21 protein-coding genes, 1 tRNA gene and 1 pseudogene are annotated in these 22,522 nt (G+C 60.4%); all 23 read left to right on the forward strand.

The genetic code is table 11. The annotated features are described in order from the left end of the window. The first annotated feature begins 4 nt into the window (after positions 1-4). The 23 genes and pseudogenes from pnp to AT984_RS07745 all read left to right on the forward strand — a co-directional run bounded on the left by pnp (position 5) and on the right by AT984_RS07745 (position 22,521). The gene (gene pnp / locus AT984_RS07635; RefSeq protein ID WP_058719584.1) at positions 5-2,143 is read left to right on the forward strand and encodes a polyribonucleotide nucleotidyltransferase; all 2,139 of its coding nucleotides are present in this window, start codon (positions 5-7) and stop codon (positions 2,141-2,143) included. A gap of 21 nt (positions 2,144-2,164) precedes the next feature. Beyond that, on the forward strand, positions 2,165-3,160 hold the full coding sequence (locus AT984_RS07640) for an NAD(P)H-quinone oxidoreductase (protein WP_058719585.1): 996 nt from the start codon (positions 2,165-2,167) through the stop codon (positions 3,158-3,160). A 9-nt stretch (positions 3,161-3,169) separates the two neighbouring features. Next, a complete protein-coding gene (tpiA, locus tag AT984_RS07645; protein ID WP_058719586.1) occupies positions 3,170-3,910 on the forward strand; it encodes a triose-phosphate isomerase in 741 nt (246 codons plus the stop codon). A 46-nt stretch (positions 3,911-3,956) separates the two neighbouring features. Then, complete coding sequence (gene secG, locus AT984_RS07650) at positions 3,957-4,328, forward strand: preprotein translocase subunit SecG (RefSeq protein ID WP_058719587.1); 372 nt, start codon at positions 3,957-3,959, stop codon at positions 4,326-4,328. Positions 4,329-4,528: 200 nt separating this feature from the next. Next, a tRNA-Leu gene (locus tag AT984_RS07655) sits at positions 4,529-4,613 on the forward strand. Positions 4,614-4,829: 216 nt separating this feature from the next. Beyond that, entirely contained in the window at positions 4,830-5,189 is a 360-nt protein-coding gene (locus AT984_RS07660) for an NADH-quinone oxidoreductase subunit A (RefSeq protein WP_058719588.1), read from the forward strand. A 110-nt stretch (positions 5,190-5,299) separates the two neighbouring features. Then, positions 5,300-5,776 (forward strand): NuoB/complex I 20 kDa subunit family protein, encoded by a 477-nt coding sequence (locus AT984_RS07665; protein ID WP_058719589.1) that lies wholly within the window; start codon positions 5,300-5,302, stop codon positions 5,774-5,776. Between the two features lie 18 nt (positions 5,777-5,794). After that, complete coding sequence (locus tag AT984_RS07670) at positions 5,795-6,388, forward strand: NADH-quinone oxidoreductase subunit C (protein WP_197418273.1); 594 nt, start codon at positions 5,795-5,797, stop codon at positions 6,386-6,388. A 3-nt stretch (positions 6,389-6,391) separates the two neighbouring features. Beyond that, positions 6,392-7,645: an NADH-quinone oxidoreductase subunit D gene (locus AT984_RS07675; protein ID WP_058719591.1), complete on the forward strand. Its 1,254-nt coding sequence runs from the start codon at positions 6,392-6,394 to the stop codon at positions 7,643-7,645. A gap of 21 nt (positions 7,646-7,666) precedes the next feature. After that, the gene (locus tag AT984_RS07680) at positions 7,667-8,176 is read left to right on the forward strand and encodes an NADH-quinone oxidoreductase subunit NuoE family protein (RefSeq protein ID WP_058722162.1); all 510 of its coding nucleotides are present in this window, start codon (positions 7,667-7,669) and stop codon (positions 8,174-8,176) included. Between the two features lie 18 nt (positions 8,177-8,194). Beyond that, positions 8,195-9,547 (forward strand): NADH-quinone oxidoreductase subunit NuoF, encoded by a 1,353-nt coding sequence (nuoF, locus tag AT984_RS07685; RefSeq protein WP_058719592.1) that lies wholly within the window; start codon positions 8,195-8,197, stop codon positions 9,545-9,547. 25 nt (positions 9,548-9,572) lie between these two features. After that, the gene (nuoG, locus tag AT984_RS07690; RefSeq protein ID WP_058719593.1) at positions 9,573-11,906 is read left to right on the forward strand and encodes an NADH-quinone oxidoreductase subunit NuoG; all 2,334 of its coding nucleotides are present in this window, start codon (positions 9,573-9,575) and stop codon (positions 11,904-11,906) included. 13 nt (positions 11,907-11,919) lie between these two features. Continuing rightward, a complete protein-coding gene (gene nuoH / locus AT984_RS07695) occupies positions 11,920-12,978 on the forward strand; it encodes an NADH-quinone oxidoreductase subunit NuoH (RefSeq protein ID WP_058719594.1) in 1,059 nt (352 codons plus the stop codon). Between the two features lie 13 nt (positions 12,979-12,991). Next, entirely contained in the window at positions 12,992-13,489 is a 498-nt protein-coding gene (gene nuoI / locus AT984_RS07700) for an NADH-quinone oxidoreductase subunit NuoI (RefSeq protein ID WP_058719595.1), read from the forward strand. Positions 13,490-13,548: 59 nt separating this feature from the next. Continuing rightward, the gene (locus AT984_RS07705) at positions 13,549-14,199 is read left to right on the forward strand and encodes an NADH-quinone oxidoreductase subunit J (RefSeq protein ID WP_058719596.1); all 651 of its coding nucleotides are present in this window, start codon (positions 13,549-13,551) and stop codon (positions 14,197-14,199) included. After that, complete coding sequence (nuoK, locus tag AT984_RS07710; protein WP_156421931.1) at positions 14,199-14,513, forward strand: NADH-quinone oxidoreductase subunit NuoK; 315 nt, start codon at positions 14,199-14,201, stop codon at positions 14,511-14,513. Before AT984_RS07705 ends, nuoK begins: the two co-directional genes overlap by 1 nt. A 7-nt stretch (positions 14,514-14,520) precedes the next feature. After that, positions 14,521-16,578 carry an NADH-quinone oxidoreductase subunit L gene (gene nuoL, locus AT984_RS07715; protein WP_058719598.1) on the forward strand — a complete coding sequence of 686 codons (2,058 nt, stop codon included), beginning with the start codon at positions 14,521-14,523 and terminating at the stop codon, positions 16,576-16,578. A gap of 21 nt (positions 16,579-16,599) precedes the next feature. After that, positions 16,600-18,066, forward strand: a pseudogene (locus AT984_RS07720) (NADH-quinone oxidoreductase subunit M); the annotation flags it as partial. 116 nt (positions 18,067-18,182) lie between these two features. After that, entirely contained in the window at positions 18,183-19,664 is a 1,482-nt protein-coding gene (nuoN, locus tag AT984_RS07725; protein ID WP_058719599.1) for an NADH-quinone oxidoreductase subunit NuoN, read from the forward strand. Between the two features lie 10 nt (positions 19,665-19,674). Next, on the forward strand, positions 19,675-19,986 hold the full coding sequence (locus AT984_RS07730; protein ID WP_058719600.1) for a DUF2818 family protein: 312 nt from the start codon (positions 19,675-19,677) through the stop codon (positions 19,984-19,986). Next, on the forward strand, positions 19,976-20,596 hold the full coding sequence (locus AT984_RS07735; protein ID WP_058719601.1) for an NUDIX domain-containing protein: 621 nt from the start codon (positions 19,976-19,978) through the stop codon (positions 20,594-20,596). The genes AT984_RS07730 and AT984_RS07735 overlap by 11 nt, the downstream gene beginning before the upstream one ends. Before the next feature lie 27 nt (positions 20,597-20,623). Continuing rightward, the gene (locus AT984_RS07740) at positions 20,624-21,187 is read left to right on the forward strand and encodes a DUF1178 family protein (RefSeq protein WP_058719602.1); all 564 of its coding nucleotides are present in this window, start codon (positions 20,624-20,626) and stop codon (positions 21,185-21,187) included. 188 nt (positions 21,188-21,375) lie between these two features. After that, positions 21,376-22,521 (forward strand): efflux RND transporter periplasmic adaptor subunit, encoded by a 1,146-nt coding sequence (locus AT984_RS07745; protein WP_058719603.1) that lies wholly within the window; start codon positions 21,376-21,378, stop codon positions 22,519-22,521. Position 22,522: the final 1 nt, after the last annotated feature.

Here is a 22,522-nt window from a genome sequence, read left to right on the forward strand (position 1 = left end):
ATACATGGGTTTGTTCAATAAAGTCACCAAGAGCTTCCAGTGGGGCAACCACGCCGTCACCATGGAAACCGGCGAAATCGCCCGTCAGTCCAGCGGCGCCGTCGTCGTTGATATCGAAGGCACCGTCGTTCTGGCCACTGTGGTCGCCAAGACCGAAGCCAAGGCCGGCCAGGATTTCTTCCCGCTGACCGTTGACTATCTGGAAAAGACCTACGCCGCCGGCAAGATCCCTGGCAGCTTCTTCAAGCGTGAAGGCCGCCCCAGCGAGTTGGAGACCCTGACCAGCCGCCTGATCGACCGCCCGATCCGCCCGCTGTTCCCGGAAGGCTTCTACAACGAAGTTCAGGTCGTCGTGCACGTTCTGTCCTTGAATCCTGAGGTGCAAGCCGACATCGCCGCCTTGATCGCGTCGAGCGCCGCGCTGGCCGTGTCTGGCATTCCTTTCAATGGCCCCATCGGCGCTGCGCGCGTGGGCTATGTGAATGGCGAGTACATCCTCAACCCCGGCAAGACCGAGCTGATCAACAGCAAGATGGACCTGGTTGTGGCGGGTACGCAAGCCGCCGTGCTGATGGTGGAATCCGAGGCCGATGGCCTGTCGGAAGAAATCATGTTGGGCGCTGTGGTCTTCGGTCATGAGCAAGGCAATGTGGCCATCGCCGCCATCAACGAGTTGGTGCGCGACGCTGGCAAGCCGAGCTGGAACTGGACTGCGCCTGCCAAGAACGAGCCGCTGATCGCCAAGGTTGGCGCTCTGGCCGATGAAGCCCTGGTTGCTGCCTATCAAATCCGCAACAAGCAAGCTCGCACTCAGGCTTGCCGCGCCGTCACGGCCAATGTGTTCGCCGGCCTGAAGGCTGATGGCATTGAGTTCGACAAGGTCGAGGTGGAAAGCCTGCTGTTCGAGATCGAAGCCCGCATCGTGCGTGGTCAGATCCTGGCCGGCGAGCCCCGCATTGACGGCCGCGACACCCGCACCGTGCGCCCGATCGAAATCCGCAACAGCCTGCTGCCCCGCACGCACGGCTCGGCCCTGTTCACCCGTGGCGAAACGCAAGCTCTGGTCGTTGCGACTTTGGGCACCGACCGTGACGCACAGCGCATCGACGCGCTGGCTGGCGAGTTCGAAGACCGCTTCATGCTGCACTACAACATGCCTCCTTTCGCCACCGGCGAAACCGGCCGCGTGGGCAGCCCGAAGCGCCGCGAAATCGGCCACGGCCGTCTGGCCAAGCGCGCGCTGATCGCCGCGCTGCCGAACAAGGAAGACTTCCCCTACACCATGCGTGTGGTGTCGGAGATCACCGAGTCCAATGGCTCCTCGTCGATGGCTTCGGTCTGCGGCGGCTGCCTGGCTTTGATGGACGCTGGTGTGCCGATGAAGGCTCACGTGGCCGGTATCGCCATGGGCTTGATCAAGGACGGCAACCGTTTCGCCGTGCTGACCGACATCCTGGGTGACGAAGATCACCTGGGCGACATGGACTTCAAGGTGGCTGGCACGACCGGTGGTATCACTGCTCTGCAGATGGACATCAAGATCCAGGGCATCACCAAGGAAATCATGCAGGTCGCTTTGGCGCAAGCCAAAGAAGCCCGTCTGCACATCCTGGGCAAGATGGTGGAAGCCATGGGCACGGCCAATACCGAGGTGTCGCAATTCGCGCCGCGTCTGTACACCATGAAGATCAACCCCGAGAAGATCCGTGACGTGATCGGCAAGGGCGGCGCCACCATCCGTGCGCTGACCGAAGAAACCGGCACCACCATCGACATCGGCGAAGACGGCACCATCACCATCGCTTCGACCGATGCTGACAAGGCTGAGCACGCCAAGAAGTGCATCGAAGAGATCACCGCTGAAGTCGAAATCGGCAAGGTCTACGAAGGCCCGATCACCAAGATCTTGGACTTCGGTGCACTCGTGAATCTGCTGCCTGGCAAGGACGGTCTGCTGCACATCAGCCAGATCGCTCACCAGCGCGTCGAGAAGGTGACCGACTTCCTCAAGGAAGGCCAGATCGTCAAGGTCAAGGTCATGGAAACCGACGAGAAGGGTCGCATCAAGCTGTCGATGAAGGCCTTGATCGACCGTGACGCGGCGCCTGTCGCACCTGCTGCTGACGCAGAAGCTCAGCAGTAAGTTCTTGGTACAGGATCAGGCATGAAAGCCATTGCTATTAGCCAAACCGGCGGCCCCGAGGTTCTGCAGCTCGTCGAGCGGCCGGATCCCGTGGCGGGTGTGGGTGAGTGCCTGATCGCTGTTGAGGCTTACGGCATCAACCGCCCTGACGTGTTGCAGCGCAAGGGTGCCTATCCGCCACCTCCCGGGGCTAGCGATTTGCCGGGCCTGGAAGTGGCGGGGCGCATTGTGTCGGGTGATGCGGCAGAGTTGGCTGCGGCTGGCTTGAAGCTTGGGGACGCTGTCTGCGCCCTGGTGGCGGGTGGCGGCTACGCCGAGCTTTGCACGGCGCCCTTGGCGCAATGCCTGCCGGTGCCTGCTGGCTGGACCATGGCCGAGGCGGCGAGCCTGCCGGAGACCTTTTTCACCGTTTGGTCGAATGTGTTCGAGCGGGCGGGCCTGAAGGCTGGCGAGACGCTGCTGGTGCATGGTGGCAGCAGCGGTATTGGCGTGACGGCGATTCAGTTGGCCAAGGCCTTTGGGGCCAAGGTCATCGTCACCGTCGGTAGCGAAGACAAGGCTGCGGCCTGCCTGCAATTAGGGGCGGACGTGGCCATCAACTACAAGTCCCAGGACTTTGTGGTTGAGGTCAAGGCCGCCACGGCGGGGCGCGGCGTCGATGTGATTTTGGATATGGTGGCTGGGTCCTACGTCGAGCGTGGCGTGCAGTGCCTGGCCGACGATGGCCGCATGGTCATCATTGCAGTGCAAGGTGGCTTGGATGCTCGCTTTGATGCCGGTGCGGTGTTGCGGCGGCGTTTGACCATCAGCGGATCAACCCTGAGGCCGCGTTCGCTCGCCTTCAAGGCAGGTATTGGCGCGCAGTTGCGCGAGCGCGTTTGGCCCAAGTTGGCGGCGCGCCAGATCAAGCCGGTGATTTACCGTGAGTTGTCGGGTGATGAAGCGGCGGCCGCGCATGCCTTGATGGAGTCTGGCGAGCACGTGGGCAAGATTGTCCTGAGCTGGGGTAGGGAGTGAGATTTGAGTATGCGTAAGAAACTGGTGGTCGGAAATTGGAAGATGCATGGCAATCGCGCCAGCAATGCCGCCTTGTTGGCGGGCTTGCGCGAGGCGGGGCCGTGGAGCGCCGATGTGGCGGTTTGCGTGCCGTTTCCCTACATCACTGAAACGGCCCTGGCCTTGACGGGTCAGGCCATTGCCTTTGGTGCGCAAGATTGCTCGGCACATGAGCAGGGCGCTTTCACGGGTGAAGTGTCATCGGCCATGTTGGCTGATTTGGGCTGCCGCTATGTCATCGTTGGCCATTCAGAGCGCCGCGCCTTTCATGCTGAAAGCGATCAGCTGGTGGCCGATAAGGCCAAGGCTGCGCTGGCGCATGGCGTGACGCCCATTGTGTGCGTTGGCGAAACCTTGGCTGAGCGTGAGGCGGGTCAAACCGAGGTCGTGGTCAAGCGCCAACTGGCTGCGGTGATTCACACCTTGACGCATTGCATCGGTGAAATCGTGCTGGCTTATGAGCCGGTGTGGGCAATCGGCACGGGCCTGACGGCCAGCCCGGAGCAGGCGCAGTCTGTGCATGCCGTGTTGCGCATGCAATTGCAGGCGGCCACGCAGAAGGCTGACGCGATGCGCATTCTGTATGGCGGTAGCGTCAAGCCGGATAACGCGGCCCAGCTGTTCGCCATGCCTGACATTGATGGTGGTTTGATTGGTGGCGCCGCCTTGAAGGCTGGCGACTTCAGCGTGATCTGCCGCGCGGCAGCTTGATCGCAATCGATTTGTTTTTTTGCCTGAGATTTTTGGAGCTTTTGAGATGCAATTCTGGATGAATTTGGTGTTAGTGGTGCAGTTGCTGAGCGCCCTGGTAATGATTGGCCTGGTACTGGTTCAGCATGGCAAGGGCGCCGATATGGGTGCGTCCTTCGGCAGCGGCGCCTCCGGCAGCTTGTTTGGCGCCACGGGCAGCGCCAACTTCTTGTCGCGCAGCACAGCTGTTTGCGCCACGGTGTTTTTTGTCTGCACCCTGGGCCTGGCCTATATGTCCAATAGCCGTAGCGGTGCTTCGACGACCGAGACGATTCTTGACAAGGCAGCGCCCGCTGCGCCGGCTGCTTCCGGCGCTGCTGCCATCCCTGGCGCCGCACCTGTTGCGGTGGACACGCCTGCTCCCTCTGCCTCGAAGTAATTCGGTGAAGGCGTCGCTCGCAAGCTGTGTCTTGTGAGCGACGCAGGACCCCGAACATTGCGCGTCAAAAAAGCAGAATTTGTCTTGAGTTCGCTAAAGGCGTGAAATTTTCGGTATAGAATTCGAGGCTGACTAGATAGCAACTCCTCACGCAACTCTAGTTAGTCTTTACTTGGTTCAGGCCAAGAAATTTGAATATAGCCGTCGTGGTGAAATTGGTAGACACGCTATCTTGAGGGGGTAGTGGCGAAAGCTGTGCGAGTTCGAGTCTCGCCGACGGCACCAGATACATCGGTTAGTATCCAAGGGTTGGAGCCCGTGGAATATTGGCCAAAGCGCCCCGAAGCGGAGTTGTTCGAAATATCTTTCGGGCAAATAAGCAGGGGATCAGGCGGGCGCAGTCCGTAGGCGAAAGAATTCGCTGGCGGCGCGCCCGTTGCTTTTGTGGAAATCGCTGTGGAGGGCTTGGAGGCCTGAAGCAGTTCTGAGAGAGCGTCACCCATGAACTTGGATCAGTACCTACCCGTCATCCTCTTCATCCTGGTCGGCGCGGGCGTCGGCGTGGCGCCTCAGGTGCTCGGCTTTCTGTTCGGCCCCAATCGCCCTGATGCGGCGAAAAACTCCCCCTACGAATGTGGCTTTGAGGCCTTTGAAGACGCGCGAATGAAGTTCGACGTGCGCTACTACCTCGTGGCCATTTTGTTCATTTTGTTTGACCTGGAAATTGCTTTCCTGTTTCCCTGGGCGGTGACGCTGAAGGAAATTGGCTCGGCAGGTTTCTGGGCGATGATGATTTTCCTGGGTATTCTGGTCGTAGGCTTTATCTACGAGTGGAAAAAAGGCGCCCTGGATTGGGAATGAAATAATGCCCCTCGCCCGACCCCAGTGTCGGGTGACTCCTTGAGGGACTGCCAGCCTGGCGGCTGGCCGATGGGTTGGCCCGGCGCGGCCCGAACGATTGGAAGCTTGCAATGGGTATTGAAGGCGTATTGAAAGAAGGCTTTGTCACCACTTCGGTCGACAAGCTCATCAACTGGTCCAAGACCGGTTCTCTGTGGCCCATGACCTTCGGTCTGGCCTGCTGTGCGGTGGAGATGATGCACGCGGGTGCAGCCCGTTATGACATCGACCGCTTCGGCATGTTGTTCCGTCCCAGCCCACGGCAGAGCGATTTGATGATCGTGGCCGGCACGCTGTGCAACAAGATGGCGCCGGCCCTGCGCCGTGTTTACGACCAGATGGCTGAGCCGCGCTGGGTGCTCTCGATGGGTTCCTGTGCCAATGGCGGTGGCTACTACCACTACAGCTACTCGGTCGTGCGTGGTTGCGACCGCATCGTGCCGGTCGACGTCTATGTGCCTGGCTGCCCGCCCACCGCGGAAGCCCTGCTGTACGGCATCTTGCAGCTGCAAGCCAAGATTCGCCGCGAAAACACCATTGCACGTTGACGCCAAGGGTCTGAACTGATGAGCAAACTTGACACCCTGAAGCTGGCCCTGGAGTCAGCGCTTGGCGGGAAGATTCAAAACCTCAAGACCGAGTTCGACGAGGTCACCTTGCAGGTCGCTGCCGCAGACTATCTGGCGGTGGCGAAGATCCTGCGCGACCACTCGGAACTGCGCTTCGAGCAATTGATCGACCTCTGCGGCCTGGACTTCAGTGCCTACAAAGATGGCGCTTACGAAGGTCAGCGCTATGCGGTGGTGAGCCACCTGATGTCGATCAACAAGAATTGGCGTCTGCGGTTGAAGGTGTTCTGCCCCGACGACAGCTTCCCCTGCGTGGCTGCGCTGACGCCCATCTGGAATGCGGCCAACTGGTTTGAACGCGAAGCCTTTGATCTGTTCGGCATCATCTTTGATGGCCACGAAGATCTGCGTCGCATCCTGACCGACTATGGCTTCATCGGCCACCCGATGCGCAAGGACTTCCCGACCTCGGGCCATGTCGAAATGCGTTACGACGCAGAGACCAAGCGCGTGGTCTATCAACCCGTGTCGATTGAGCCGCGTGAGATCACGCCGCGCATCATCCGCGAAGAAAACTACGGCGGTATTTGAGCTATGGCCGAAATCAAAAACTACACGCTGAACTTCGGTCCCCAGCACCCGGCTGCGCACGGCGTGCTGCGTCTGGTGCTTGAGCTGGACGGTGAAGTCATCCAACGCGCTGACCCGCACATCGGCCTGCTGCACCGCGCCACCGAGAAGTTGGCCGAAAGCAAGACCTATATCCAGTCGCTGCCTTATATGGACCGACTGGATTACGTTTCCATGATGGCCAATGAGCAGGCTTACTGCCTGGCCATCGAGAAGATGATGGGCCTGGAAGTGCCCCTGCGCGCGCAGTACATCCGCGTGATGTTCGCCGAGATCACCCGCTTGCTCAACCACCTGCTGTGGTTGGGCGCGCATGGCATCGACTGCGGCGCGATGAACATCCTGATCTACTGCTTCCGCGAGCGGGAAGATCTGTTCGATATGTACGAAGCAGTGTCGGGTGCGCGCATGCACGCAGCCTACTTCCGTCCGGGCGGCGTTTACCGCGACCTGCCGGACAGCATGCCGCAATACAAGGTCAGCAAGATCAAGAACGCCAAGGCGATTGCGCGTTTGAACGAGAACCGCTCGGGCTCGCTGCTGGACTTCATCGAAGACTTCTGCAAGCGCTTCCCGAAGAACGTTGACGACTATGAAACCCTGCTGACCGATAACCGCATCTGGAAGCAGCGCACCGTGGGCATTGGCGTCGTGACGCCTGAGCGTGCACTGAATCTGGGCTTCTCGGGTCCAATGCTGCGTGGCTCGGGCATTGCCTGGGACTTGCGCAAGAAGCAGCCCTACGACGCTTACGCGCAAATGGACTTCGATGTGCCGGTCGGTACCAACGGCGACACCTACGACCGCTATCTGGTGCGCGTTGAAGAAATGCGCCAGAGCAATCGCATCATCCAGCAATGCGTGGCTTGGCTGCGTGCCAATCCCGGCCCGGTGATCACTGATAACCACAAGGTGGCGCCGCCATCGCGCGTGGATATGAAGTCGAATATGGAGGAGTTGATCCACCATTTCAAGCTCTTCACCGAAGGTTTCCATGTGCCCGAAGGCGAGGCCTATGCTGCGGTGGAACACCCCAAGGGTGAGTTCGGCATCTATATGGTCAGCGACGGCGCCAACAAGCCTTACCGCCTGAAGATCCGCGCGCCTGGCTTCTCGCATCTGGCTGCGCTGGACGAGATGGGGCGTGGCCACATGATTGCGGACGCGGTGGCCATCATCGGCACCATGGACATCGTGTTCGGCGAGATTGATCGTTGAGGCAACCAGCGAAAAACGATGATGAGTACTGAAACCTATCAATTGAGCGAGGCCACGGCCGCGCGCTTTGCCCGCGAAGTCGCCAAATACCCGGCCGAGCAAAAGTCTTCGGCCGTGATGGCCTGCCTGGCCATCGTGCAGCAGGAAATCGGCTTTGTCTCGCGCGCGAGCGAAGACGCCATTGCCGAATATCTGGGCATGCCGCCCATCGCTGTCTACGAGGTCACGACCTTCTACAACATGTACAACCAGCGCAAGCTGGGTCAGTTCAAGTTGAACGTCTGCACCAACTTGCCTTGCCAGTTGCGCGACGGTCAAAAGGCACTCAACCACCTGTGCGAAAAGCTCGGTGTGGAAGAGGGCGGCACGACCGCCGACGGCCTGTTCACCGTGCAAAAGAGCGAGTGCCTGGGTGCTTGCGCCGACTCACCGGTGATGCTGGTCAATGACCGCCAGATGTGCAGCTTCATGAGCCATGAGCGGCTGGACGAGTTGGTGGACGTGCTCAAAGCTCACGCTGCCAAGAACTGACCGGTGGAAAGAACAAGCATGCTGGATCTCTCCAAATTTCAGTCCACGGGTCAAGAGACCTGTTTCCATGATCGCCACATCGGCGCGCAGATTTATGCCGGCCTGGACGGCAAGAACTGGCGTTTGCAGGATTACGTCGCCCGTGGCGGCTATGCCGCGCTGCGCAAGATTCTCAAAGGCGAGGGCGCGCCCGAAGGTACACCGCTGACGCAAGACCAGGTGATTGCCGAGGTCAAGGGCTCTGGCCTGCGCGGCCGCGGTGGCGCGGGTTTCCCCACCGGCCTGAAGTGGAGCTTCATGCCGCGCCAGTTCCCTGGCGACAAGTACCTGGTGTGCAACTCCGACGAGGGCGAGCCGGGTACTTGCAAGGACCGCGACATCTTGATGTTCAACCCGCACATCGTCATCGAAGGCATGATCATTGCCGCCTTCGCCATGGGCATCAAGACCGGCTACAACTACATCCACGGCGAAATCTTCGAGGTCTATGACCGTTTCGAAGAAGCGCTTGAGGAGGCTCGTGCAGCCGGTTTCCTGGGTGACAACATCCTCAGTTCGGGCTTCAGCTTTCAGTTGCACGCCTTCCACGGTTTCGGCGCCTACATCTGCGGCGAAGAAACGGCACTGTTGGAATCGCTCGAAGGCAAGAAGGGCCAACCGCGCTTCAAGCCGCCGTTCCCGGCCAGCTTCGGTTTGTATGGCCGCCCGACGACCATCAACAACACCGAAACCTTTGCCGCTGTGCCATGGATCATCCGCAACAGCGGCCAGGCCTATCTGGAAATCGGTAAGCCCAATAACGGTGGCACCAAGTTGTTCTCGGTGTCGGGTGACGTTGAGCGCCCCGGCAACTATGAGATTCCGCTGGGCACGCCTTTCTCCAAGCTGCTGGAACTGGCGGGCGGCGTGCGCAAGGGTCGCACGCTGAAGGCCGTGATTCCTGGTGGTTCCTCCTCGCCGGTCTTGACCGCTGAGGTGATGATGAACTGCACCATGGACTACGACTCGATCGCCAAGGCCGGCTCCATGCTGGGTTCTGGCGCCGTGATCGTGATGGACGATTCGCGTTGCATGGTCAAGAGCCTGCTGCGCCTGAGCTACTTCTACGCCCACGAAAGCTGTGGCCAGTGCACGCCTTGCCGCGAAGGCACGGGCTGGATGCACCGTGTGGTCGAGCGCATCGCCAACGGCCATGGCAAGCCAGAAGACATCGACCTGCTCAATTCGGTGGCCGACAACATTCAAGGCCGCACGATTTGCGCCCTGGGTGATGCCGCCGCGATGCCGGTGCGGGCGATGATCAAGAACTTCAAACACGAGTTCGTTCACTTGATCGAACACAAGACGCCTCTCGTGCCGGCCGCGGTCTGAAGCAGCAGGACAGGACGAACAAGCAATGATTGAAATCGAACTCGACGGCCAGAAGGTAGAGGTCCAGGAAGGCAGCATGGTCATGCATGCCGCTGAAAAGGCCGGTACCTACATCCCGCATTTTTGCTATCACAAGAAGCTCTCCATCGCTGCCAACTGCCGTATGTGCTTGGTGGACGTGGAGAAGGCGCCCAAGCCCATGCCTGCCTGCGCCACGCCGGTCACGCAAGGCATGATCGTGCGCACCAAGAGCGACAAGGCTCTGAAGGCCCAGCAAGGCGTGATGGAGTTTTTGCTCATCAACCACCCACTGGATTGCCCGATTTGCGACCAAGGCGGTGAGTGCCAGTTGCAAGACTTGGCCGTGGGCTACGGTGCCAGCAAGTCGCGCTACACCGAAGAAAAGCGTGTGGTGTTCCAGAAGAATGTCGGCCCGCTGATTTCCATGCAGGAAATGAGCCGCTGCATTCACTGCACCCGCTGCGTGCGCTTCGGCCAAGAAATCGCCGGCGTGATGGAGTTGGGCATGGCCCACCGCGGTGAGCATGCCGAGATCCAGACCTTTGTCGGCCGCACGGTTGACTCGGAGTTGTCGGGCAATATGATCGACATCTGCCCGGTCGGCGCGCTGACTAGCAAGCCCTTCCGCTACAGCGCCCGCACTTGGGAGTTGGCGCGTCGCAAGAGCGTCAGCCCGCACGATTCGACCGGTGCCAACTTGATCGTTCAGGTCAAGAACAACCAGGTCATGCGTGTGGTGCCGCTGGAAAACGACGCGGTGAACGAATGCTGGATCGCCGACCGCGACCGCTTCTCCTACGAAGCGCTGAATAGCGACCAACGCCTGACCCAGCCGATGATCAAGCAGGGCGGGGCTTGGAAGACGGTTGACTGGACGACTGCGCTGGAATACATCGCCAACGGCATCAAGGTCATCAAGGCCGAGCATGGTGCCAATGGCGTCGGTGCCCTGGCTTCCGCGCACAGCACGGTTGAAGAACTACATCTGCTGGCCGCCCTGGTGCGTGGCCTGGGTAGCGAGAACATTGATCACCGCCTGCGCCAAGCTGACTTCAGCAATGCCGCACCTGCCGGTCAAGCCCATTGGCTGGGCCGCTCGGTCGCTTCGCTGTCCGAATTGGACCGCGCGCTGGTGATCGGCTCGTCGCTGCGCAAGGATCATCCGCTGTTTGCACAGCGCCTGCGCCAAGCCGCTCGCCGCGGCGCGCAGGTCAGCAGCATTCACGCCAATGCGGACGACTGGCTGATGCCGGTGCGCGCCCGTGCCACCGTGGCGCCGAGCGCCTGGGTGCAAACCTTGGCCGATGTGGCGGCTGCCGTGGCCGCTGCCAACGGCGTGGCAGCACCAGCGGCTGGTTCGGCCAGCGCCGAAGCGCAAGCCATTGCCGCCTCGCTGCTGTCGGGTCAACGCAAAGCGATTCTGCTGGGTAATGCCGCTGCGCAACATCCGCAGGCCGCTAGCCTGTTGAGCTTGGCCAACTGGATCGGCGCACAAACCGGCGCCACCGTGGGTTATCTCACTGCCGCTGCGAATACGGTGGGTGCGCAACTGGTTGGCGCTCAAGCAGTCAACGGTGGTTTGAACGCCGCTCAGATGCTGTCAGCCGGCTCGCCGCTGAAGGGCTTGCTGCTGCTGAACACCGATCCGGTGCTCGATGCTGCCAACCCGGCTGCTGCGGCAAAGGCATTGGCCGCCATCGACATGGTCGTTGTGATGAGCCCGTTCAAGACCGGTCTGGACTACGCCGACGTTTTGCTGCCTACCGCGCCGTTCACCGAAACTTCGGGCACCTTCGTCAATGCCGAGGGCCGCGCCCAAAGCTTTGTCGGCGTGGCCAAGCCCTTGGGCGAGACCCGTCCGGGCTGGAAGATTCTGCGCGTGCTGGGCAATTTGTTGGCCCTGAATGGCTTCCAGCAAGAGAGCTCGGAACAGGTTCGTGCCGAGGCACTCGGTGTTGATCTGGACCTGTCGGCCCGCCTGAACAATAGCGGTAGCGCTGTGGTTCACGCTGGTGCAGCTCAATCTGCCGCACTGGAACGTCTGGCCGATCTGCCGATTTACGCGACCGATGCGCTGGTCCGTAACGCCAGCTCGCTGCAGCTCAGCAGTGATGCCCGCGAAGCCGCCGTTGCCACTTTGCCTCAAGGCTTGTGGACACAGCTTGGCCTGAGCGTGGGCGACCAAGTGCGCGTCAGCCAGGACGATGCCGGCACCGTGCAACTGCCCGCCAAGCTCGACGCCAAGCTGCCTGCCAATGTGGTGCGCGTGCCTGCCGGCCTGCCCGAAACAGCGGCCCTGGGCTCTGCCTTCGGCAGCCTGAATGTGACCAAGGCCTGAGGTAATAACAGCAATGATTGAAACCCTCTACCAATCTGGCGCTGGCTTGCTCGGCGGCGCTTGGCCCGTCGTCTGGGCGCTGATCAAGATCATCGCGGTGGTGGCACCGTTGATGGTCTGTGTGGCCTACCTGACTTTGTGGGAACGCAAGGCCATTGGCTGGACGCAGATTCGTCCCGGCCCAAACCGCGTCGGTCCCTACGGTTTGCTGACCCCCATCGCCGATGCGGTCAAGCTGATCTTCAAGGAAATCATCCGCCCCACGGCGGCCAATAAGGGCCTGTTCTTCCTGGGCCCGATCATGACCATCATGCCGGCTCTGGCCGCTTGGGCCGTGATCCCTTTTGGCCCCGATGTGGTGCTGGCCAACGTCAATGCCGGCCTGCTGCTCTTGATGGCGATCACCTCGATCGAGGTCTACGGCGTCATCATCGCCGGCTGGGCATCGAACTCGAAGTACGCCTTCCTCGGCGCGCTGCGTGCTTCCGCACAAATGATCAGTTACGAAATCGCCATGGGCTTCTGCCTGGTGGTGGTGCTGATGATCAGCGGCACGATGAATATGAGCGCCATCGTGGTCCAGCAAGGGCAGGGCACATTCGCCAATATGGGCCTGGGCTTCTTGTCCTGGAACTGGCTGCCTCTGCTGCCGATCTTCGTGGTGTTCTTCATCTCGGGTCTGGCAGAAACTAACCGTCACCCCTTTGACGTGGTGGAAGGTGAATCGGAAATCGTGGCCGGCCACATGGTCGAGTACTCGGGCATGTCCTTCGCCATGTTCTTCTTGGCTGAGTACGCCAATATGATTTTGGTATCCATCCTGACCGTCACGCTCTTCTTGGGCGGCTGGCTGTCACCGTTCGCGGCGCTGGATTTCATTCCAGGCTGGATCTGGCTTGGCATCAAGACCTTCTTGGTCGTTACTGTCTTCCTGTGGGTGCGCGCCTCATTCCCGCGCTACCGCTATGACCAGATCATGCGTCTGGGCTGGAAGATCTTCATCCCTGTGACTCTGGTCTGGCTGGTCGTGATCGGCCTGTGGATTCAGTCTCCTATGAATATTTGGAAGTGAGCTGAGGCCAAACATGTCTGCAGTGAGTTCCTCCATTAATTTCTTCAAGAGCTTTTTGCTCATCGAGCTGTTCAAGGGCCTGGCCCTGACGGGTCGACATTTCTTCAGCCGCAACATCACGGTGCAATTCCCGGAAGAGAAGACGCCGCTGTCGCCGCGTTTCCGTGGTTTGCATGCGCTGCGCCGTTATGAAAACGGTGAAGAGCGTTGCATTGCTTGCAAGCTCTGCGAAGCGGTTTGCCCGGCAATGGCGATCACGATTGAGTCCGATGTGCGCGAAGACGGTTCACGCCGCACCACGCGCTACGACATCGATCTGACCAAGTGCATCTTTTGCGGCTTCTGCGAAGAGAGCTGCCCGGTTGATTCGATCGTTGAAACCAGCATCTTCGAATACCACGGCGAAAAGCGTGGCGACCTGTACTTCACCAAGGACATGCTCCTGGCTGTGGGTGACAAGTTCGAACCCGAGATCGCAGCCCAAAAGGAGGCCGACGCCAAGTACCGCTGAAGCCCGGGCCTGATCCTTGGGGTCAGGTCTTGCCTTAGTGGTTTGCTTGCAGGAATCGCATGGATATCACAACCGTTTTGTTCTACATCTTCTCGGCCGTGCTGCTGGGTTCGGCCTTCCGTGTGATCACGGCGCCGAGCACCGTGCACGCTGCCTTGTTCCTGATTCTGGGCTTCTTCAATGCAGCCTGTATCTGGATGCTGTTGAAGGCCGAGTTCCTGGCTATCACGCTGGTGCTGGTCTATATCGGCGCTGTCATGGTGCTGTTCTTGTTCGTCGTGATGATGCTGGACATCAACAGCGACAAGGTCCGCCAAGGCTTCTGGAAACATCTGCCCCTGGGCGGTTTGGTCGGTGCCTTTGCGGCGCTGGAAATGGCCGCTGTGCTGATGGGCGGCTTCCGCCTGAACGCTGCGCCCGAACCGAGCGCGCTGGCTTTGCAGCTGGGTAACACCAAGCTGCTGGGCATCGCGATCTACACGCAATATCTCTACCCGCTGGAAATTGCGGCCGTCCTGCTGCTGGTGGCCATCATTGCTGCCATTGCCCTGACGCTGCGTGGCCGCAAGGATTCGCGTAGCCAGAACCCTGGCGACCAGGTCAAGGTGAAGAAGGGCGATCGTCTGCGCATCGTCAAGATGGCGCCGACGGTGGAAGTGCCAGCCGTTGAGGCAACGGCAGCAGCCGAGAACAGCAAGGGAGCTGCATGATGGGTGCCGCAATTACATTGGGCCATTTCCTGACGCTGGGCGCGGTTTTGTTCGCCCTGTCGGTCGTGGGCATCTTCATGAACCGCAAGAACTTGATCGTGCTCTTGATGGCGATCGAATTGATGCTGCTGGCGGTGAATCTGAATTTCGTGGCCTTCTCGCACTATCTGGGCGATATGCAGGGTCAGGTTTTCGTGTTCTTCATCCTGACCGTGGCGGCGGCCGAGTCGGCGATCGGCCTGGCCATTCTGGTCGTGCTGTTCCGTAATCGCGCCACCATCAATGTCGATGAACTCGACTCGCTGAAGGGCTGATCGCTGTATGTCTGCACAACTTTCTCAAAACATGTTGCTGGCGGTGCCGCTGGCACCGCTGGTCGGCGCCGTGGTCGCGGGTTTCTTCGGCAAGCAAGTGGGCCGCCGTGGCGCCCACAGCGTGACGATTCTCGGCGTGCTGATCTCCTTCATCTTGTCGGCGATGACGCTCAATGCCGTCGTCAATGACGGCGCGCATTTCAACCAGACCATTTACGAGTGGATGGTGGTGGGTGGCCTGAAGATGGAAGTCGGCTTTTTGGTCGATAGCCTGACGGCGATGATGATGTGCGTGGTGACCTTTGTGTCGCTGATGGTGCACATCTACACCATTGGCTATATGGAAGAGGATCCGGGCTACCAGCGCTTCTTCAGCTATATCTCGCTGTTCACCTTCAGCATGTTGATGCTGGTGATGAGCAACAATATGCTGCAGCTGTTCTTCGGCTGGGAAGCCGTGGGCCTGGTGAGTTATCTCCTGATCGGTTTCTGGTACACCAAGCCGACCGCGATCTTCGCCAATATGAAGGCCTTCTTGGTCAACCGCGTGGGTGACTTCGGCTTCATCCTGGGCATTGGCCTGCTGGTCGCGTACAGCGGTTCGCTGAACTACGGCGAAGTGTTCGCCAAGAAGGACGAGCTGGCTCAAATCGCCTTCACCGCGCCGCTGTGGGGCAGTGATTGGATGATGTTGTCGGTGGCTTGCATCTGCTTGTTCATTGGCGCCATGGGCAAGAGCGCGCAGTTCCCTCTGCACGTCTGGCTGCCTGACTCGATGGAAGGCCCGACGCCTATCTCCGCGCTGATCCACGCCGCCACCATGGTGACGGCCGGCATCTTCATGGTCTCGCGCATGAGCCCCTTGTTCGAGTTGTCGGACACGGCCTTGAACTTCGTGCTGGTGATTGGCTCGATCACGGCGCTGTTCATGGGCTTCATGGGCATTATCCAGAACGACATCAAGCGCGTGGTGGCTTACTCGACCTTGTCGCAGCTGGGCTATATGACCGTGGCGCTGGGCGTGTCGGCCTACTCGGTTGCCGTGTTCCACCTGATGACGCACGCCTTCTTCAAGGCTTTGTTGTTCCTCGGCGCTGGCTCGGTGATCATCGGCATGCACCATGACCAGGACATCCGCAATATGGGCGGCCTGCGCAAGTACATGCCCATCACTTGGATCACGTCCTTGCTGGGTTCCTTGGCACTGATCGGCACGCCGCTGTTCTCTGGTTTCTATTCCAAGGACAGCATCATCGAAGCCGTGCACGCCAGCCATCTGCCGGGCGCACAGTTCGCGATCTTCGCGGTGACTGCAGGTGTCTTCGTTACAGCGTTCTATTCCTTCCGGATGTACTTCCTGGTCTTCCACGGCAAGGAGAACTTCCGTCACAAGCCTTTCCCGGGCGAGCACGATCACCATGACGACCATGGTCATCACGAGCCGCACGTGCCGCACGAGTCGCCATGGGTGGTGACGGCACCGCTGATCTTGTTGGCGATCCCCTCGGTGGTGATCGGCTACCTGACCATCGGACCGATGCTGCATGGTGACTTCTTCAACGGTGCCATCGTGGTCAACCACGAACTGCATCACGCGATGGAAGAGCTGAAGTCTGAGTTCCACGGCGCTGCCGCAATGGCCAGCCATGGCTTGATGACGCTGCCGTTCTGGTTGGCTTTGGGTGGTGTGGTCACGGCTTATGTGTTCTACATGGTCGCTCCCAGCATCCCTGCGACGCTGTCCCGCGTGCTGCGTCCGCTGGTCAACATCCTGGAGAACAAGTACTACATGGACTGGTTCAACGAGAACGTGTTGGCCAAGGCCGCGCGTGGCTTGGGCCTGGCCTTCTGGAAGGGCGGCGATGTGGGCTTGATTGACGGTGTCATCATCAATGGCTCGGCCCGCACCGTCGGTGGCGTGGCAGGTCTGGTGCGACGCGTGCAAACCGGCCATCTGTACTGGTATGCCTTGGTGATGATGTTGGGTGTCATTGGCTTGATGACCTGGCAGCTGTGGCCCTATATCGGTCCTCAATTCAAGACCCTGATGGGTCTGGGTCTGTGACCTGGGGCGGAGAACAAAAATATGTTGCTTAGTCTTTCAATCTTCCTGCCCATCGCCTTCGGCCTGATTTTGCTGGCCCTGGGCCGTGATGATCAGGTCAAGGCCGTGCGCTGGCTTGCGCTGCTGGCTGCACTGATCAGCTTTGCTGTGACCTTGCCTCTGATCGGCGGTTTCGACAATGCCAGCGCTGCGATGCAGTTCGTCGAGAACCAGCCCTGGATCGAACGCTTCAATATCCGCTACCACCTGGGCGTGGACGGCATCTCGATGTGGTTCGTGCCACTGACGGCCTTCATCACCGTGATTGTGGTGGTGGCCGCTTGGGAAGTGATCGAGAAGCGCGTCAATCAGTACATGGGCGCCTTCCTGGTGCTGTCGGGTCTGATGATCGGCGTGTTCTCTGCCCTGGACGGCATGCTGTTCTATGTCTTCTTCGAAGCCACGCTGATCCCGATGTACATCATCATCGGCGTCTGGGGCGGCCCGAACCGGGTCTACGCAGCATTCAAGTTCTTCCTCTACACGCTCGCCGGTTCGCTGTTGATGCTGATCGCCCTGCTGTATCTGTATTTCGCAGCTGCTGGCAGCTTCGACATCCAGACTTGGCACAAGCTGCCGCTGCCGATGCACACGCAGACGCTGTTGTTCTTCGCCTTCTTGGCCGCCTTCTCGGTCAAGGTGCCGATGTGGCCCGTGCACACCTGGTTGCCCGACGCCCACGTTGAAGCGCCCACGGGCGGTTCGGTGGTGCTGGCTGCCATCATGTTGAAGCTGGGTGCTTATGGCTTCCTGCGCTTCTCGCTGCCGATCGCTCCGGACGCTGCACATCACTGGTCGTGGCTGATCATCGCCATGTCCCTGATCGCTGTGGTCTATATCGGTCTGGTTGCGCTGGTGCAGCAAGACATGAAGAAGCTGGTGGCCTATTCGTCCATCGCGCACATGGGTTTTGTGACCCTGGGCTTCTTCATCTTCAACGACCTGGGTGTTTCTGGTGGCCTGGTGCAAATGATCTCGCACGGCTTTGTGTCGGGCGCCATGTTCTTGAGTATCGGCGTGCTGTACGACCGCGTTCACTCGCGTGAAATTGCAGCCTACGGCGGCGTGGTGAACACCATGCCCAAGTTCGCAGCCTTCGCCCTTTTCTTCACCATGGCCAATTGCGGCCTGCCTGCCACCGCTGGTTTCGTCGGTGAGTGGATGGTGATTCTGGGTACCGTGAAGTACAGCTTCTGGCTTGGCGCGATTGCCTCGACTGCGCTAATCTTCGGCGCGGCCTACTCGCTGTGGATGTACAAGCGCGTCTACTTCGGCCCGGTCACGAATGACAACGTCAAGAACCTGACCGACATCAATGCCCGTGAGTTCGGCATGATGGCTGTGCTGGCGATTGCGGTGCTGTACATGGGTATCTATCCCAAGCCCTTCACCGATGTGATGGACAAGTCGGTCAGCCAGTTGCTCAAGCATGTGGGCACCTCCAAACTGCCTACGCTGATTGCTGTGCCGGCTGCTGAAGCGGCAGAAGTGGTTGAAGCGGCTGATGTCGTGGCAGAGCCAGCCGCTTCGGCGGCCAGCGCTAACTGATCAAGGGCCGAGAACAAATGAACAATATGAACTGGCTCGCGGTTTATCCCGAAATCATCCTCCTGGTCATGACCTGCGTCATCGCCATCGTGGATCTGTTTGTGACTGACTCCCAGCGCCGCCCGACCTACTGGCTGACGCAGCTGACGGTGGCCGTGGTCGGTACCATGCACCTGTCTTACTTCAGCGCCGGCGACACGGTCTATGCCATGCAAGGCATGGTGGTTTCCGACCCGATGGGGCATTTGCTGGCTTTCTTTGCCTGCGTGGCCACCATCGTCACGCTGGTTTACGCCCGGCCTTACGCTGCCTCGCGCGAACTGCTCAAGGGTGAGTTGTTCACCCTGACGCTGTTCTCCTTGCTGGGCATTTTCGTGATGCTGTCGGCCAACAACTTCCTGGTCATCTATCTGGGCCTGGAGTTGATGAGCTTGTCGCTGTATGCCCTGGTGGCCCTGCGCCGCGATAATGCCAACGCCACCGAAGCTGCGATGAAGTACTTTGTGCTCGGCGCTTTGGCCAGCGGCTTCTTGCTCTACGGTCTGTCGATGATGTACGGCGCCACCGGCTCGCTGTCGATCCCTGAGGTCTTCAAGGTCATCAGCACGGGTGCAGCGAACAAGTCGGTGCTGATCTTCGGTCTGGTCTTCGTCACTGCCGGCTTGGCTTTCAAGCTCGGTGCCGCGCCTTTCCATATGTGGGTGCCTGACATCTACCAAGGTTCGCCCACGGCTGTGACCTTGCTCTTGGGTGCCGCGCCTAAGCTGGCAGCTTTCGCCATCACCGTGCGCCTGCTGGTGGAAGGCATGATCGGTCTGGCCGTCGACTGGCAACAGATGCTGGTGGTCTTGTCCATCATGTCCCTGCTGGTCGGTAACTTGGCCGCGATTGCGCAGACCAATCTGAAGCGCATGTTGGCCTACTCGACCATCGCTCAGATGGGCTTCATGCTCCTGGGCCTGGCTTCGGGCGTGGTCAATGACAACACCTTGTCGGCCGCCAATGCCTACAGCTCGGCGATGTTCTACGCCATCGTCTATGTGATGACGACGCTGGGCAGCTTCGGCATGATTTTGCTGATGTCGCGCCAAGGGCACGAGGCCGAGGAAATCCGTGATCTGGCCGGCCTGGCCAAGCGCAGCCCCTGGTATGCCGCTGTGATGAGCATCTTTATGTTCTCGCTCGCAGGCATTCCGCCTACCGCTGGTTTCTACGCCAAGCTGTCGGTGCTGCAGGCTCTCGTGTCTAGCAATGTGACCGCCTATCTTTACCTGGCCGTGTTTGCGGTGGTGGTGTCCCTGATCGGTGCCTTCTACTACCTGCGTGTGGTGAAGGTCATGTTCTTCGACGAACCCACCGACCGCGCACCGCTGACGGCCCCTGGCGATGTCCGCTTGGTGATGTCGTTGAACGGCGCTGCCGTGCTGGTCTTCGGTTTGCTGCCTGGTGGCCTGATGGCCTGGTGCGCGCAAGCCATCGTGAAGACGCTGGCGACCTGAACTCCCGCTGATGGATCAGACCACAGCCGTCTGGCTGGTGTTGGCGGCTGCTGTGCTGGCCGCCAACCTGCCTTATTTCTCCGAACGCATCTTTTTCTTCTTTGGCCCGGACCACGCGCGCAAGCCTGTGGGCTGGCGCCTGCTGGAATTGGCGCTGATGGCGGGCTTGAGCCTGGCCCTGGGCTTTGCTCTCGAGGCACGCTTGGGCCAGCGTCAGCCGCAGGGCTGGGAGTTTTACGCCGCTGCCTTTTGCCTCTTCATCACCCTGGGCTTCCCGGGTTTTGTGTGGTGTTATCTGCGCCGCCGTCGTCATGGCGACTGAGTTGCCAGGTGAAGGGCAGGGCGCTAGCCCTGACGCTGAGGACACGCATCTGCGCGAGGTCTTAGTCCAAGGCGAAAAAGTTTTCGACGGCCATTTCCTCAAAGTGCAGCGCGATCATGTTCGCCTGCCCGATGGCCGAGTCGCAACCCGCGAGTACATCCGCCACCCCGGCGCTGTGATGATCGTGCCTCTGCTGGACGACGGCCGTTTGCTGCTGGAGCGCCAGTTCCGCTACCCCATGGGCCGGGTGATGTTGGAGTTCCCCGCTGGCAAGCTCGATGCCGGCGAAGCGCCCTTGCGGTGCGCGCAGCGCGAGTTGCTGGAAGAGACTGGCTACCGTGCGCGCGAATGGGCCCATGCCGGTGTTTTGCACAACGCCATTGCCTATTCCGACGAAGGCATCGAGATCTTCTTTGCGCGCGGCCTAGTGGCCGGGCACCAAGATCTGGACGAAGGCGAGTTCCTGGAGTTGGTCAGCCACAGCGCGGCCGAATTGGAAGCCTGGGCTGCCGACGGCAGCTTGACCGATGCCAAGACCCTGATCGGCCTGCTTTGGCTGCAGCGCTGGCAATCGGGCGCTTGGGCGCTGGACTGGCAGCCGGCGGCCTGAGCGCTGGCCGGTCGATTTCCCTTTCACATGCTCGTTCTCAATCTGGCTTGTAGCCACGGTCATCGCTTTGAAGGCTGGTTCGGCTCAGCCAGCGACTTCGAGTCGCAGACCACCAGTGGCTTGCTCACATGCCCCATGTGCAGCGATCAACGCATCAGCCGCATGCCAACAGCTCCGCATCTCAACGTCTCCCATTTGCGCGCCTCGAAGGCTGGCAATCAAGCGGGGCCTCAAACGACAGCGCCAGCGGCGGAGTCAACGCCCGCGGTTGCGCCTAGCCGCCCTGTTGATGCCAATTCGGTGGCGCCTGTTGCCGCGCCATCGCAGCCTGCCGAATCGCTGGGTCATTCGGCAGAGGCTTTGCAGGGCTTGCAAGCGCAATTGCTGCAAGCGGTTCAACAGGTGCTGGCCAATACCGAGGATGTGGGCTCGCAGTTTGCCGAAGAAGCCCGGCGAATCCACTACGGAGAGTCGCAGCAGCGCGGCATCCGCGGCCAAGCCAGTGCCGACGAAACGGCGGCCTTGCTGGATGAAGGCATCGACGTTGTCACCTTGCCGCTGCCGCAGGGCCTCAAGGGTCCTCTGCAATAGGGTCAAAGCTGTGCATGACCAACGGCAGGGACGTTGATTCAGGATAAGCTCGCGAGCCAAAACAATAGTTCGGAGTTCGCCCGATGTCCCCCGCCAGTTTCCTGCCTTCTTTCTCGACTGCCCGCACGAGCGCGTCGCCGACACCATCTCTTAGCCTTCTCCGCGCTCGCGCCCTGCCAGCGGCGTTGATGTTGCTAGGTGTGTTGGCGCTCAGCGCATGTGGCAAGCCGGCGGATGGCAAGGCGGCTGCAGCGGCCTCGGCCGCCAGTGGGGCGAGCGCAGCAGAAGGCTCGGCCGCAACACTGTTGATTGCTCCAGAGGACTTGCTCAGCCTGCGCGTGGGCGCCTATGCCGTCGGGCCGGTGATCACCGGCTCGGTGCAGCCCGAAAGAAAGGCTGATTTGCGCGCCGAGGTGTCTGCCGTGGTGCAGCAGGTGCTCAAAGAAAACGGCCAAACGGTTCGGCGCGGTGAATTGCTGGTGCATCTGGATGACACCGCCATTCGCGACGGTCTGACTTCGGCCAGTGAAGCCGCGCGCGCTGCCGGTCAATCGTTTGAACAAGCCGAGCGCCAATACCAACGCCAGAAGACCTTGCAGGCGCAGGGCATGAGCTCCATGCAATCGCTGGAAGATGCCGAGCAGCGCCGCAATAACGCGCAAAGCGATCTGGTCGCAGCCAAGGCCCGTGTGGTCACGGCCCGCCAGTTGCTCACGCGCACCGAAGTGCGGGCACCGTTTGATGGTGTCGTGAGCGAACGCAAGGTGTCCATCGGCGACACGGCCCAGATCGGCAAGGAATTGGTCAAGGTGATCGATCCGCGCAGCATGCGTTTCGAAGGCCTGGTGTCGGCCGATCGCATGCAAGAGTTGCAAGTCGGGCAAGTGGTGAACTTCCGCGTCAACGGCTACGCCAAGAGCGATTTCCAGGGCAAGATCCGCCGCGTTGATGCCGCCGCCAATGCCACCACCCGTCAAGTCGAGGTGCTGGTGGATTTCGATGGTGGCAAGGGCCCCGAGGTGTCGGGCCTGTATGCCGAAGGGCGCGTGGAGTCCAGCTCGGTCAAGAGCCTGATGCTGCCCGAAGCGGCCTTGCTGCGCGTGGGTGACGCCAGCTACGCCTGGCGGGTCAAGGACGGCAAGCTCGCCAAGGTCAAGCTCGAATTGGGCGAGCGCGATAGCCGCCGCGGCAACTACGCGCTGCGCTCCGGCCTGGCCGAGGGCGACATGATTCTGCGCAGCCCCGGCTCCAATCTGCGTGATGGCCAAGCCGTCACCTTGGTGGGCAAGTCGGCACCGGCGAGCGCTGCGTCTGCCGCCAGCGCAGCGAGGTAAA

Origin of the sequence: Paucibacter sp. KCTC 42545 (assembly GCF_001477625.1) — a bacterium.
GTDB lineage: Bacteria > Pseudomonadota > Gammaproteobacteria > Burkholderiales > Burkholderiaceae_C > Paucibacter_A.

What these genes read in the sequence shown, in the direction of transcription:
- pnp (WP_058719584.1), top strand. Translation starts at nt 5, where the DNA reads ATGGGTTTGTTCAATAAAGTCACCAAGAGCTTCCAGTGGGGCAACCAC.
- AT984_RS07640 (WP_058719585.1), top strand. Translation starts at nt 2,165, where the DNA reads ATGAAAGCCATTGCTATTAGCCAAACCGGCGGCCCCGAGGTTCTGCAG.
- tpiA (WP_058719586.1), top strand. Translation starts at nt 3,170, where the DNA reads ATGCGTAAGAAACTGGTGGTCGGAAATTGGAAGATGCATGGCAATCGC.
- secG (WP_058719587.1), top strand. Translation starts at nt 3,957, where the DNA reads ATGCAATTCTGGATGAATTTGGTGTTAGTGGTGCAGTTGCTGAGCGCC.
- AT984_RS07660 (WP_058719588.1), top strand. Translation starts at nt 4,830, where the DNA reads ATGAACTTGGATCAGTACCTACCCGTCATCCTCTTCATCCTGGTCGGC.
- AT984_RS07665 (WP_058719589.1), top strand. Translation starts at nt 5,300, where the DNA reads ATGGGTATTGAAGGCGTATTGAAAGAAGGCTTTGTCACCACTTCGGTC.
- AT984_RS07670 (WP_197418273.1), top strand. Translation starts at nt 5,795, where the DNA reads ATGAGCAAACTTGACACCCTGAAGCTGGCCCTGGAGTCAGCGCTTGGC.
- AT984_RS07675 (WP_058719591.1), top strand. Translation starts at nt 6,392, where the DNA reads ATGGCCGAAATCAAAAACTACACGCTGAACTTCGGTCCCCAGCACCCG.
- AT984_RS07680 (WP_058722162.1), top strand. Translation starts at nt 7,667, where the DNA reads ATGAGTACTGAAACCTATCAATTGAGCGAGGCCACGGCCGCGCGCTTT.
- nuoF (WP_058719592.1), top strand. Translation starts at nt 8,195, where the DNA reads ATGCTGGATCTCTCCAAATTTCAGTCCACGGGTCAAGAGACCTGTTTC.
- nuoG (WP_058719593.1), top strand. Translation starts at nt 9,573, where the DNA reads ATGATTGAAATCGAACTCGACGGCCAGAAGGTAGAGGTCCAGGAAGGC.
- nuoH (WP_058719594.1), top strand. Translation starts at nt 11,920, where the DNA reads ATGATTGAAACCCTCTACCAATCTGGCGCTGGCTTGCTCGGCGGCGCT.
- nuoI (WP_058719595.1), top strand. Translation starts at nt 12,992, where the DNA reads ATGTCTGCAGTGAGTTCCTCCATTAATTTCTTCAAGAGCTTTTTGCTC.
- AT984_RS07705 (WP_058719596.1), top strand. Translation starts at nt 13,549, where the DNA reads ATGGATATCACAACCGTTTTGTTCTACATCTTCTCGGCCGTGCTGCTG.
- nuoK (WP_156421931.1), top strand. Translation starts at nt 14,199, where the DNA reads ATGGGTGCCGCAATTACATTGGGCCATTTCCTGACGCTGGGCGCGGTT.
- nuoL (WP_058719598.1), top strand. Translation starts at nt 14,521, where the DNA reads ATGTCTGCACAACTTTCTCAAAACATGTTGCTGGCGGTGCCGCTGGCA.
- nuoN (WP_058719599.1), top strand. Translation starts at nt 18,183, where the DNA reads ATGAACAATATGAACTGGCTCGCGGTTTATCCCGAAATCATCCTCCTG.
- AT984_RS07730 (WP_058719600.1), top strand. Translation starts at nt 19,675, where the DNA reads ATGGATCAGACCACAGCCGTCTGGCTGGTGTTGGCGGCTGCTGTGCTG.
- AT984_RS07735 (WP_058719601.1), top strand. Translation starts at nt 19,976, where the DNA reads ATGGCGACTGAGTTGCCAGGTGAAGGGCAGGGCGCTAGCCCTGACGCT.
- AT984_RS07740 (WP_058719602.1), top strand. Translation starts at nt 20,624, where the DNA reads ATGCTCGTTCTCAATCTGGCTTGTAGCCACGGTCATCGCTTTGAAGGC.
- AT984_RS07745 (WP_058719603.1), top strand. Translation starts at nt 21,376, where the DNA reads ATGTTGCTAGGTGTGTTGGCGCTCAGCGCATGTGGCAAGCCGGCGGAT.